This is a genomic window from Cohnella sp. GCM10020058, assembly GCF_042683485.1.
Classification (GTDB): Bacteria; Bacillota; Bacilli; order Paenibacillales; family Paenibacillaceae; genus Cohnella.
In genome coordinates this window covers 291,023-304,098 of the sequence record NZ_JBHUJV010000002.1, presented here as the reverse complement: position 1 = coordinate 304,098, position 13,076 = coordinate 291,023, and the positions used below count along the sequence as shown (strand labels likewise).

At 61.4% G+C, this 13,076-nt stretch carries 10 protein-coding genes; 8 read left to right on the top strand and 2 right to left on the bottom strand.

The window, feature by feature from the left end; genetic code table 11:
- Window positions 1–40 precede the first annotated feature (40 nt).
- The 8 genes from ACFSR7_RS04515 to ACFSR7_RS04480 all read left to right on the top strand — a co-directional run bounded on the left by ACFSR7_RS04515 (window position 41) and on the right by ACFSR7_RS04480 (window position 10,786).
- Window positions 41–2,275: a hypothetical protein gene (locus tag ACFSR7_RS04515; RefSeq protein ID WP_378159344.1), complete on the top strand. Its 2,235-nt coding sequence runs from the start codon at window positions 41–43 to the stop codon at window positions 2,273–2,275.
- 105 nt (window positions 2,276–2,380) lie between these two features.
- Window positions 2,381–4,135: a sensor histidine kinase gene (locus ACFSR7_RS04510; protein WP_378159343.1), complete on the top strand. Its 1,755-nt coding sequence runs from the start codon at window positions 2,381–2,383 to the stop codon at window positions 4,133–4,135.
- Window positions 4,128–5,183, top strand: coding sequence for a response regulator transcription factor (locus tag ACFSR7_RS04505; protein ID WP_378159342.1), 1,056 nt, complete (start codon window positions 4,128–4,130; stop codon window positions 5,181–5,183). Before ACFSR7_RS04510 ends, ACFSR7_RS04505 begins: the two co-directional genes overlap by 8 nt.
- Window positions 5,184–5,465: 282 nt before the next feature.
- Window positions 5,466–6,398, top strand: a complete 933-nt coding sequence (locus ACFSR7_RS04500; protein WP_378159341.1) for an ABC transporter permease — start codon at window positions 5,466–5,468, stop codon at window positions 6,396–6,398.
- Between the two features lie 25 nt (window positions 6,399–6,423).
- Entirely contained in the window at window positions 6,424–7,305 is an 882-nt protein-coding gene (locus tag ACFSR7_RS04495) for a carbohydrate ABC transporter permease (RefSeq protein ID WP_378159340.1), read from the top strand.
- Between the two features lie 87 nt (window positions 7,306–7,392).
- Entirely contained in the window at window positions 7,393–9,117 is a 1,725-nt protein-coding gene (locus tag ACFSR7_RS04490) for a type 2 periplasmic-binding domain-containing protein (RefSeq protein WP_378159339.1), read from the top strand.
- Window positions 9,118–9,123: 6 nt separating this feature from the next.
- Window positions 9,124–10,026 (top strand): aldose epimerase family protein, encoded by a 903-nt coding sequence (locus ACFSR7_RS04485; protein WP_378159338.1) that lies wholly within the window; start codon window positions 9,124–9,126, stop codon window positions 10,024–10,026.
- 97 nt (window positions 10,027–10,123) lie between these two features.
- Window positions 10,124–10,786, top strand: a complete 663-nt coding sequence (locus ACFSR7_RS04480; protein WP_378159337.1) for an SGNH/GDSL hydrolase family protein — start codon at window positions 10,124–10,126, stop codon at window positions 10,784–10,786.
- A 66-nt stretch (window positions 10,787–10,852) separates the two neighbouring features.
- Here the strand turns inward: ACFSR7_RS04480 and ACFSR7_RS04475 are convergent, their stop codons facing one another.
- On the bottom strand, window positions 10,853–11,986 hold the full coding sequence (locus ACFSR7_RS04475; RefSeq protein ID WP_378159336.1) for a glycoside hydrolase family 88 protein: 1,134 nt from the start codon (window positions 11,984–11,986) through the stop codon (window positions 10,853–10,855).
- Window positions 11,987–12,091: 105 nt separating this feature from the next.
- The gene (locus ACFSR7_RS04470; RefSeq protein ID WP_378159335.1) at window positions 12,092–12,976 is read right to left on the bottom strand and encodes an AraC family transcriptional regulator; all 885 of its coding nucleotides are present in this window, start codon (window positions 12,974–12,976) and stop codon (window positions 12,092–12,094) included.
- Window positions 12,977–13,076 lie beyond the last annotated feature (100 nt).

Sequence of the window (13,076 nt, the reverse complement as noted above, 5' to 3'; positions counted from 1 at the left end):
AGCCGTACGACGGCGAGGGGAAACGAGAGGGGAAACCATGTTGAACGACATTCAAACGGTCCGTCAGGACTACGAACTGGCAAGCGGCGGGCAGACGAAGCTGATCTGGCAATACGATGAGGCTGTCGGCGGTTACGGCTACACGCTGGCGGCGCAGGAGGGCGAACAGGCCAGGGCGATGACGCCGGCGCTGCAGCCGCTCGTGCGGGGAGCGCGGTTTAATCTGTACCCGGCGCGAATCGAGCGGCGTTCGCCGCACGCGCTGGCGTTCGAAGGCGCCGTATTCGAAGACGGACGCCCGCTGTACGATTGGACCGGCACGGCCGAAGCCGATCCGGCGACCGGCTGGGTGCGAATCGAGATCGCGCTCCAGGGTGAAGGGAAGGTGGCGATCGGGAGCGGTCCGCTCGAGCCGGAGATCGCCGTCAACCTGGGCGAATTGCCGCCTTACGAGCGCGGCGACCACGTCTGGTTCAAGACGAACATCGACAATCCGACCAAGTGGAACGACGAAGCGAGAGGCAACGATTTTCCGGCTTGCTATTATTACGATTCGTACAAAAAATTCGGCGTCATGCTTTTCTTCGATATGTCCGCCATGGGGTGGATGGCGGAGGCGGGCATCGAGCGCTTCCTCCATTATCGGTGCGGCTTGCGCAGAACCTACGGCTACGGCCCGGGCGAGCTGGCGGTCGGTCTGATCGGAGACCGCGCGTTCTCGGCCGACATCCCGGTGGCGGGCACGCGTTTCTCCTACGGCATTCGCTGCTTCTCGCTGGACGCGCCGCCGACCGAGCAGAGCGCCGTGGTCGATCTGGTAGAAGCCTGCCTCCATTTCGTCCCGAAGGCGACGGCTTCGCCCCCCAACCGCGCGAGCTGGCGCGAGTTCGGCTTGAAGTGCGCGGCGGACCTGCTGGATACGAACGCCTGCTGGAGCAGCGACGGCAACTGCGACATGCTGATTCCTTACGTCAACGGCGTATCGCCGGCGTGGGAGGAATCGTTCAAGGCGAAGGGGCTGACGATCGACTTCCGCAACCAGCCCGGACTCGACGCGGCGCTGATGATGATCCATCCGCTTACGGAGCTCGCGGAAGCGGCCCCCTCGTCCGAATACACGCTGCTGCGGGATAAGGTCTGGCAATATATCAACCACGCGGGAGGCGAGTTTCTTGGCGAACAGCCGCGGATCTGGGGCACCTGGCAGTACGTTTACCTGCTGCACGAATGGTGGAGGGCCGCCTGGTTCAGAGAGGACGAGGCAACCTGCGCGCGCATCGAGGAAGCCGTGAACCGGATCGTCATTCCGCTGGCCCGGAAGACGGGCTATCTGTTTCCGCTGTCGTTCCGCGCGCCCGAGCTTCGCAAGCACGGCAACGGCGACAACTATCCGGTGGCCGGCGCCTACGCTTACTTTATGCTGCTGCTGTACAAGGCAAGGAAAGACGCGGAATATCTGGCGGAAGCCGAGCGCTCGCTCCAGGTGCTGCTGCAGCTGCCGGTGAATAGCCTGCACCAGGAATCGTTCCTCCTGTCGATGGCGGTGCAGGCGGCGGACGGACTGGAGAGAGAGACCGGGGACGCGTCCTACGGGGAGGCCTACCGCTATCTGCTCGCGCAGAACCTCCGCATGATGTATTGGTACGACGATCCTTCCTTTGCCGATTACCGGATTTGGGGCATGTTCCAGGCATGCACGCCGATGCTGTATCCCGCGTTTTTCGAAAATATCGAATGTTCGGCCCGGATTGCCGCCACGCTGAAGGACAGAGACGCATCGCACGGGTTGCTGCTGGCGTTTAACCAGGCGAGGACCAACAATTACTATTGCTTCCCGCGCTGCCTGCCCGACAAATTCCGTCTGTCGGAGCTCGAATATATTCCGTTGGAAAATCTGGGGACGCTCGAGGACGACAAGACCGGCTACGCGGGCCAGGAAATCTACGGCGCCGGGCAGACCTTCCGGGCGGCGATGCTGTGGGATCAATGGCTGTCCTGCAGCGAGCCGGACATCTACGTCATGAACCTGGACGGCTACGAGCTGGTGCGCCGCTCCGACGTCCGCGAAGTGCGAACCTTCCTGGTCGCAAACCTTGAGGAAACGGAAAAGAGCTGCGCGCTGGAGACGGGCTTGCCTTCCGCCGGCGCCGTCTTAGAGGTGCTGCGCGGCGGGGCCGCGGCGGAGGAACGCATCCTGCCGGACGCTGCCGGCCGGGTTGCCGTGCGGCTCGCGCCGAACGAGCGGGTGACGGTTCGGGTGAAGGTTGTCGGGTGACAGTCGCGTGAAGGCCGATGCCTGATTCAAAGGGATGGATGACTCGGCATGGCGAGCTGTTCTATACTGTAGGAACTTAAGCCGTAGACGGGAAGGAGCAGCGCCATGAGCCGTGCCGTTGGTTCGAGCCTCTGGCGCGCGATCCGTCTGGACACGCTGCGGGGCCGGCTCAGCATTTTGCTGATCGTCGTGACCATTACGCCGATCATGCTGATCGGATTCACCTCTTATTACTGGATGTACAAAGGCCAGAGCGAGAAAATCGTCGCGAACTATCAATCCATGGTCGACGGACAGCGGGCCGCCATCGAGAAGGCCGCCGCCACGCTGGGCAGCGTATCGCAGCTGCTCGTCGTGGACGGCGGCCTTGGCGACGATATCATCGCCTATCTGACGGCCGCGGACCCGGTGGAGAAGACGGAGCTGTTCCGCAGCATCGACAAGTCGCTCATCAATATCGCTTACTCGAATCTGATCTTGAACGGACTGTTCTTTTTCATGCCGGACTATCCGACCGCTTACCAGTTCGAATCCGCGCCGATCAAGCCCGACCTGCCCGACACGGTGCTGCGGCCGCGGCCGCAGGACGTGCTGTACCGGGCGAACCAGCTCGTCTTTCTCGGACCGCATCCGTCGGCGCTGGCGGGGCATGACGAGCAGGTCATTTCCCTGACGCGGCTCGTCGAATACGGCGCGGGCCGTTCTTATTACATGTATCTCGAAGCCGAATTCGGCGAGCTGCTGCGGCCGGCGGGAACGGTGGCGGCAGGGGCCCCGCTTAACGTGCTGACGCAGGAAGACGGCACCGTGATGTACAGCGACTGGCCGGCGGGAGCCGAGGTCGGACAGCGTCTGGATCCGCATAGCGAAGGCTTGAGCACATTCAAGCGTTTCGAGTCGGCCGGCGGCGGGGGCTGGAGGCTCTATTCGCTCGTTGGGCTCGACGACTTCCGCCGGGAGCTGCGCCAGTGGCAGCGCCAATTTTTGCTCGTAGCCGCCTTGTCCATTCTGGTGACCATTTTGGCCGCTTCTTATATATGGCGCATGGTGTATCATCCGATTCAGCGCATGAACCGCGCGATCAGGCGCTTCAGTCACGATCCGTCGGCAAAAACGGCGATCGCAACGAAGCTGCAGGAGTTCGATATGCTCTTCGCCAGCTTCCAGTCGATGCGGGAGCGGATCATCGATCTGATCTTGGAGGTCGAGCGCAAGGAGAAGCGCAGGAGCGAGCTCGAAGTCGAGAAGCTGATGAGCCAGATCAATCCGCATTTTCTGCACAACTCGCTCAATACGATCCAATGGCTTGCCAAGGCGAACGGCCAGGACGAGATTTACAATCTCGTCAAGGTGTTCACGCGCGTGCTGCATTACAACCTGGGCAAGGGCAGCATGGTCGTGACGGTCCGCGACGAGATCGTCGCCCTCCGCGATTATATCGAGCTGCAGAACGTCCGGTACGATCACCGGTTCAACGTCTCGATCGATTGCGATCCCCGGTTGGGCGAGACGCCGATCCCGCGGTTCGTGCTCCAGCCGCTCGTCGAGAATTCGCTGTACCACGGGCTGCTGAGCGAGCAGGGCGACATCCGCGTGACGATCCGGGAGGAAGGCGGCGAACGCCTGGCCATTACCGTCGCCGACGACGGCAAAGGCATGACCGAGGCACGGATGAACGAGCTGCTCGAGGGTGGCGGACGCGGACAGGGTCTCGGCATCGGCCTTCAATACGTCAAAAAAATGCTGGACGTGCACTACGGCGGCGCGGCGCGGCTCGAGATCGACAGCGAGCCGGACAAAGGCACGCGCATTCGAATCCTGGTGCCGATCCGGCCGGAAGGAGGCGTCCTCGATGATTAAAGTGCTTATGGTGGAGGACGAGCCGCTCGTTCGCCGGGGCATCGCGAGCATGATGCCGTTCGAACGGTTCGGCATGACGCTCGTCGGCGAAGCCTCGAGCGGCGAAGAGGCACTGGAGGTGCTGAAGCGGCTGCAAGCCGACGTGCTGCTGGCCGATATCTCGATGCCGGGCATGAGCGGGCTCGAGCTGCTCGCCATCGTAAAGGAGCGTTATCCCCGCGTGCTGCCCGTTATGCTGACCTGCCACCAGGACTTTCATTATTTGCAGCAGGCGATGAGGCTCGGGGCGGTCGATTATATGGTCAAAACGCAGCTCGACGACGATTCGGTCCAGGAGCTGCTGGGACGCGTGGCCAGGCGGCTGCAGGAACAGCAAGGCGAGCCTTCTGTCGGCGCTGTCGGAACCGGAATCCAAGGGGAGGACATCGCCGCCGCATGGGAGACGCTCAGCTGGTTGGTCGACGACCGCCGGTACATGCAGATGCTGGACGACACGGCGCGCGCCTTGCCGGCGGCCGTCTGGCGAGGCAAGCTCGTGGAATCGCTTGATCTATGGCTGGGCAAATGCCCGTCTCTGGAGCAGGCACGTCCCGCAGCGGAATGGCCGGCCGGCACTTCGGTATCCGAGCTTGCCGAGGAGGCGGAAGCGTTCCGGACAGCCGCCCGCCGCCTGCTTCGCGGCACCATGTACTCCGAAGAGGTGATCCGGTCCGTCATTCGGGCGGTGGACCTGCTGCACGAGCGGCCGGGCGAGCGGCCGAGCCAGGCTGACGTGTGCAAGGCGGTGACGATGAGCGTCGGCTACTTCAGCAAATGCTTCAAGGAGATTACCGGGCAGTCCTACGTTGCGGCAGCGCAGCGCATGTCCCTCCGCGAGGCGGAGCAGCTGCTGCGCAACACGAACGAGCCGGTGTACCGGATCGCGGAGCTGTCGGGCTTCGAGGACGAAAAGTATTTCGGCAAAATCTTCAGGCTCAAGACCGGTCTTACGCCGGGCGAGTACCGTCTCCGCAGCCGGAACGAAATCAAGGCACAGGAAGACGAATAGCCATCCGGGCCATCCAATGACATCCAATGACATCCAGTGCCCCCCAGTACCACCCGGTACGACTACGACCAGGTGCCCTCAGGGCCCTCAGGTGCAGTCCGGTGCCATTCGGTGCAGCCCGGTCCCATCCGGCCATTTACGGCGAATCTTATCGCCGAAATGGCCGGTTTTTTTGCTTTTTGCGGCGAATCAGCGCAAAAAAACCTGCCGATTGCAGCAAACCGTTCCGTCCCGGGCTTTCCCTGAAAGGGGTTACAATAAGAAGCGAAAGGGGGCGGGCAGATGAGCCGCATAACGAACAAACATAGAGGCATCCGGGAAATCGTTCATAATCGTTCCCTTTACCTGCTGGCCGTTCCGGCCGTCCTGTTCAGCGTCGTATTCTCGTACTTGCCCATGGCGGGCGTCGCGATCGCGTTCCAGGATTTTAATCCGCTCGCCGGCTTGTTCGGCAGCAAGTGGGTCGGCCTCGACAACTTCCGGTTCTTCTTCCGGGGCAGCGATTGGCTGATCATTACGTTTCACACGGTGTTCTTCAACCTGATGTTCATTATCACCGGCACCGCGCTGGCGCTGGCGCTTGCCGTCATGCTGACCGAGCTCGGGCGCAATGCGGTCGTTCGGACCGTGCAGTCCGTCATGATCCTGCCGAACTTTATCTCGTGGCCGATCATCGGCCTATTCTCCGTCACCTTCTTCACGGCGGATACCGGGGCGATCAATCAGTTCCTGCATGCGGCGGGATTTGCGCCTATCGATTTCTACACCAGGCCCGGCGTATGGCCGCCGATCCTCGTACTCGTTAATCTGTGGAAAACGGCGGGCTTCGGCGCGATCGTCTACATGGCCGCGATCGTCGGCATCGACCGGGAGCTGTACGAGGCGGCGCGGATCGACGGCGCTACCCGCTTCCAGTGCATCTTCCGCATTACGCTGCCGCTGCTGAAGAGCACGATCGTCATGCTGTTCCTGCTCAGTCTGGGCAACATTTTCGGAGGCAATCTGGAGATGATCTACTCCCTCGTCGGCGACAACTCGTTCCTCTTCGGAAGTACGGACACGATCGACACCTACGTGTTCAGAGCGCTGAGAACGTCCGGCTCGCTGGGCATGACGCAGGCCATCGCGCTGTACCAATCCGTGGTCGGCTTCCTGCTCGTCATCACGGCCAACAAGATCGCAGCCAAGCTCGATCGCGAATCCGCTCTATTCTAAACAGCAAGGAGGCGACACGTCCGCAATGCAAAATTCCCGCAACGACAAATGGCTGGCGGTCCTATTCTATGCCTTTACGATTGTTTTCGCCGCCTTGTGCCTGTATCCGTTCCTGCTCGTGATCGCCAGCTCCTTTACGGAGGAAGCGACGCTGCTGCGTAACGGATACCGGCTGCTGCCGGAGGCCGTTTCGCTTAACGCCTACAAAGCGATCTTCAGCACGAATACGATACCGGACGCATACCTCGTCACCATTTTTATCACGGTCGCCGGCACGGCGCTCAGTCTTCTGGTCACTAGCCTTGCCGCGTATTCCCTGTCCGGAAACCGGCTCCGTTATGCGCCGCAGCTCGCCCTGTTTTTCTACTTTACGATGCTGTTCAGCGGCGGCATGGTGTCCAGCTACATTCTGACGACACGGTATCTCCATCTGCAGGATACGATCTGGGTTTACATCCTTCCTGCCGTGCTCTCGCCATGGAATCTGTTTTTGATGCGAAACTTTTTCAACGACATTCCGAAGGAGCTGTTCGAATCCGTGAAGCTGGACGGCGCGGGGGAGCTGCGGATCTTGCGGTCCATCGTACTCCCGCTGTCGCTGCCGGCGCTGGCCACGATCGGGCTGTTCTATGCGCTCGCCTACTGGTCCTCCTGGGCGCCGGCTATGCTGTACATTGAAAACCCGAAGCTTTATTCGCTGCAATATATCATTATGCAGATTATCCGAAACATCGATATGGCGCAAAACATCGCCGTGTCCGGCACGCCGTCAACGGTCCAGGCGGTTCCGGCTTACACGGTGCGGCTGGCGACTGCGATGGTCACGGTGGGACCGATCATTTTCCTCTATCCGTTCCTGCAGCGTTATTTCGTCGGGGGATTAAAGGTCGGCGCTATTAAAGGCTGAGCGCGGCCGCAAGGCCGGTTAACATAGCTTCAGCACCGCAATTCGATACCGCTTCATTCGCATCATTCATAACCGGGAGGGCTAGACATGAAGAGAAACGTAAAAGCAAAGCTGGCGCCGATGCTGGCATCCGCGCTGGCGCTGAGCCTGCTTGCGGCATGCAGCAGCGGCGGAAACGGCGGCAATGCCGCAAGCGGAACCAGTAGCGAAGCAAGCGCGTCCGGCAGCGCGGCGGCGACGCAGACGGCGGGCGCGGCCGGGGAAAAGACGCCGGAACCGCTGACGCTTAACATTATGCTGTGGGGCGACAAGCCGAAGCAGTTCGACGAGGTGGTGGCCGAGTTCGAGCGCCGGACGAAGGATACGCTGAACCTAAAGCTGAAGGTTACGTTCACCCCGCAGGCGGATTACGTCAACAAGCTCAAGCTGAAGCTGGCGGCGGGCGAGCAGGTCGACATCGCGTTCGACGCGCCCTGGATGAACATGAACGCGTTCATCGCCAAGGACAACTATACGAATCTCGACGGCTATTTCAACAACGACCAATATCCCGGGCTAAAGAAGGCGTTCGGCAGCGGCTACCTGGACAACAACAAGTTCACCGGCGCGGACGGGCAACTGCATACGTACGGCGTGCCGCTGGGCCAGTACCTGAGCGATATGGCGGTCATCTACTACCGCAAGGACCTGGCCGCCAAGTACGGGATGAGCGACATCAAGTCCTACGAGGAGCTGACGACCTACTTCGACCAAGTGCTGGCGAACGACAAAAACATGATTCCGTTCGTCATCCGCAACGACGGGAACTACGGCGCGACGGCCGCGATCGACTTCAACAAGGACTTGCCCGTGAAGTACGAGGCGGGACTGTGGGACCTGAACCTGGCGCCGAACGTCGTCGCGACGCTGCAACTGGACGGCAAGACGGTCAAGGGCGTCAAGCTGACGGGCGACAAGCAGGATAGCGCCGCGGCGTTTCCCGCGCCTTTCAATCAGCCGGACTATACGACGTATCAGACCATCCGAGAATGGCACGACAAAGGGTACATCGAAAAGGAGCCGATCGTCCGCAAGGATGCGCGCGGCACGTTCACGGCCGGCAAGGCAGCTTCGATGATGGAGGGCGTCGCCAACCTGGACGCCGTCAACGCGCAGCTCAAAGCGGGCGTTCCGTCGGCGGAGCTCGGCATGTTCGTCGTGCAGAAGACCGTGCGTGATATGGTTCAGCCGAATCCGACGCTCATCTCGGATTTCCGCGTCTGGAACTTCCTCTGTATTCCGAAAACCTCGGCCAACGCCGATCGCGCCATGGCATTCATCAACTGGATTTTCGAAAACCAGGACAACCACGATCTGTTCGAGCTCGGCATTAAAGGAAAGAACTGGGAGGCGGTCGGCGACGACAAGTTCAAGTACCCCGACGGCATCGATACACTACAAAATTACACGTTCCCGGGCTACATGCTGACTTGGAATCCGAATTATATCCGTCTCTCGGCCAACGTTCCGGACGATCTGGTCGCGTACTACCGGTACGTGGCCGACGAGAAGTCCTACGTGCGCTCCGCGCTTGCCGGCTTTGCCTTCAACCAGGAGCCGGTGAAGAACCAATTGGCCAACCCCGATTTCGCCAAGATCTCCACGGAAACGCTGGCTTACCAGCTCGGCATGGTCGAGACGCCTGAAGCGGGCCTGCAGAAGCTGCAAGCGAAGTGGGAACGCAACAAAGCGCTGCAAACCGATATCGCGGCGATCAAGGCGGAGCTGAAGAAGCAGGTCGAGGCGTTCCTGGCGCAGCAGAGCGGGACGTAACGCGGCGTGAGAGCGGACGATCGCAATTTCGGGTGCCGGATCAAGCGCGATCTGGTCTACAAGGGCTACGAAGCCGTGGTCATGGAAAACGAGGCGTTCCGCCTGACCGTGCTGCCCGGCAAGGGAACGGATCTGATCGAGCTGCTGCACAAGCCGACCGATACTGACTTCGCGTGGTTCACGCGGCTCGGGCTTCGCCCGAAGGAAGCGGCCTTCAGCGATTTTCAGAGCCAATACGAGGGCGGATGGCAGGAGATTCTCCCCAATCTCGGTGGGCGACACATGCACCGGGACGCGGAGATGCCGGCATACGGGGAGGCGGCATTGTCGTCCTGGCGTTATGAAGTTGAGGAAGACGGCCCGGCGCGCATCCGCGTCGTCTTCCGGCTGGAGCTGCGGTCGCTGCCGCTGGCGATCGAGAAAAGCATCGGGATGACGAGCGGCGAAGCTGGCTTTCGGTTGGAAGAGCGGCTGACGAACGTGTCGCGGGCGGTCATCCATGCCGATTGGGGACATCACATCACGTTCGGCGAGCCGTTTCTCGTCCCGGGTACGAGCATCTCCTTGCCGGACGAGGAGGCTCCGTACGAGCTGCCCGCGAAAGGAAGCCCGGGAGGTTTCGGCGTGCTTCCGGCCGGGGCCGGCCGCTACGCGCTGAGGCGGCCGGACGGCATCGGCGCCGAGGTGAGCTGGGACGCCGAAATATGGCCGCATCTCTGGTTTTGGCGGGACCACGGGGGCGAGACGAGTCCGCCGTACTACGGCAGCCACTACAACGTGGGCCTGGAGGTGTTTTCCTCGCCGCCGGCGGCAGCGCTGGAGGACAGCATCGCCGCCGGGACGGCCGTGCGTCTGGCGCCGTACGGTACGGTAACCGCGAGTTTGGCGTTTCAAGTATTGCTCCCTTGACGAGGGCTCGCTTGGTCATTTGCTTTCGTCGGGCCGCGCGGGAAGGCGGCAATCTTTCTCTCATTGACGATAAGGACAACGAAACGGGGTGGAGCGCGTGAGCGGCGGAAAGGGAAAGACGATATTGTTTCAAGGCGATTCGATTACGGACGGCAGCTGGAGGCGCGACGGCAACGACCCGAATGCGGCGCTCGGGCACAGCTATGCGTACTTGATCGCGGCGCAGCTCGGCTGCGAGTACCCGGAAAGCGGCCATCGGTTTATCAATCGGGGCGTGGGCGGCAACCGCGTGTCCGATCTGTATGCGAGATGGAACGAGGATGCTTTTCATTTGAAGCCGGATCTGATCAGCATTCTGATCGGCGTTAACGACGCATGGCGGATCATGGCGGGCGAGCCGAGCGGGGCGACGGACCGCTTCGAGCGGGCGTACCGCCACCTGCTGGAGGAAACGCGGGAAGTATTGCCCGACATCGGGCTGGTGCTTTGCGAGCCCTTTATTCTTAAAGGCGGCGCCACCGAGGAGAATTGGGGCGAGTGGCGGACCCGAATCGACCATTACGGTGCCGTCGTCCGGCAGCTGACGCGGGAGTTCCAAGCGCAATTTGTTCCGCTTCAGGAACCGTTCGACCGGGCGGCTGCGCGCACCAAAGCTTCGGATTGGATATTCGACGGCGTTCACCCGACGGCGGCGGGCAACCGTTTGATCGCGAACGAGTGGCTTGACGTCGTTCAACGCAGCATTTTGGCTATTCGATAAAACGCAAGAAGCCGGCAGGATCTCCTTGATCCTGCCGGCTTCTTGCGCTTTGCCTTTGACGGGCGCTTAACGCCCGCGCTCGTACCAATACCCCGTTACGCCGCGCTCCAGACGCAGGAGCGCCTCCAGGTAATAATAGTCGCCCCAGATCGTGTAATCGTCGGGCGAGATGCCGCCGCGCACGTGATAGGAGCCGCGTCGGATGAAGCCTTCGGCTTCGCCGTCGTCGCGCTCGGCGTAGCCGTCGCGCAGCGCGGAGACGGTCGCCTTCGCCGCGTCGATGAAGCGTTGGCGCTCGGGATCGCTCTCGTCGAGCTGGCTCGCGATCTCCAGCAGGCCGCATGCCGTGATGGCGGAGGCGGAGCTGTCGCGGTACGAGGACGGCACCTGCGGCACCTCGAAGTCCCAGTAGACGACGCCGTCCTCCGGCACGCGGGCGAGGAAGTGCCGGGCCATGCGCTTCGCAGTCTTCAGCAGGTCGGCATTGCCGAGATAACGGCTGTTCAGCGCGAAGCCGTAGATGCCCCATGCTTGGCCGCGCGTCCACGTGCTGCCGTCCGTGTCGCCCTGGTGCGTGCCGCCGCGAATGGCGTTTCCGTTTTCCGGATCGAAGTAGAACGTATGATAGCTCGAATCGTCGCCGCGCACGAGGAACCGGCGGCTCTTCAGCGCGTGCGCTTCGGCGACGCGGCGGTATTCGGGATCGCCCGTCTGTTCGCCGGCCCAGAGCAGGAGCGGCAGGTTCAACAGGCAGTCGATAATGATGCGGCCGCCGTTTTCCGGATCGCCCTTCGGTCCCCAGGCCTGAATGATGCCGGCATCCGCGCGCCAGCGGCGCATGAGCACGTCTGCGGCTTCGAGCGCCAGCTTGCGGGCGGCCTCGTCCTTTTCCACAATCCATTGGGCCTTGGCCGACAGCGAGTAGAGGAAGCCGATATCGTGGTGATCCAGATTGCCGAACTGCGCCAGCCGGTTGCGGAAGCTATCGACCGTCCGGACGGCGCCTTCGCGGTATTGCTCGTCTCCCGTATATTCGTAGCAGAGCCACAAAATGCCGGACCAGAAGCCGTCGGTCCAGTCGGTGTTGTCGTTAAGCACGTACTTGTTGGAGCCGTCGCTGACATGGGGAAATCGGTCCCCGAACCGCTCGAGGTTGCGGGCGGTGATGCCGAGCGCGTCATTGATCGCTTGCTGCCACATATCGTATTGCCTCCCTGATCCGAAGTTCTTTTCACCCCCATTATATAGAGGAGTCCTTCGGGCGGGTTGCGGGAGTATATGGCTAAGTTGCGGTCGGCGGCAAGGTCAGGGTGCGGCGGAGAAGCCTTGTTGCACGGTTCGACGGAACGTCTCGGGACTCATTCCCTTGCACTTCTTGAATAATTGGCAAAAGTGCGAGGCCCCGAAACCCCCGACCTGATCCGCGATCGAACGGATCGAATCCGAGGTCGAGCTGAGCAGCCTGCATGCCTCGCGGATGCGGCGGGCGGTGATGTAGTCCCGGATGCTGCTGCCCGTGTGCTCCTTGAACAGGTGCGACAGGTAATAAGGCGACAGATGCAGCTCGCTCGAGAGCGACTGAAGATCGAACGGACGCGCATATCTGGCCTCGATCCAATCCATGATCCGATCGATATGAAGAGAGCGTCCTTCGGCTTCGGGCGAAACGTCGCGGCTGCTTTCCGGGAACGCCCGATGCCGCAGCTCGTGGAGTAGCGAGACGAGGAACAGCGAACGCTCCTCCTCTTTGTCCGGGCCGGACGCGCCACAGAGCTCGTGGAAGTCTCGCAGCAGGCCGGGCAGACGCTCCGACGTCCCGAGATCGCAGAAGGAGCGGGATAGCAGGCCGCGCTTCAGCATCACAAACCAGCGGGCAAGCCCTGGGTAGGGCGCCAGATAAGGCTCGACGATCCGCGGATCGAACTTCACCAGCGACCGGATATAAGGCGCGCCTGGCATGGACGGAACTTCGACCTTGTGGAGCTGGTAGGGCAAAAACAGCAGCAGGGTGCCGGCGCGGATCGGGTAGCGGGCGTCCTCGGTCATCGCTTCTCCGAGCCCCTGGTGGACATACAGCAGTTCGATGCCTTGATGGGCGTGATAGGCCAGCCAGTCCTGATCGCCGGTCGTCTGCCTATAGGAAGAAAAAAAAGCGTCCGGACCCAGGTTCAACGTCATAATTCGATTCAAACGGCCCATCCCCCCGTCTCCGCATTCATGATAGATTATACCATGTAAGGGTGCTAAGTAAGGGTGCAAAGGTTACGAAGCGCCGCGAATCGCTACATAA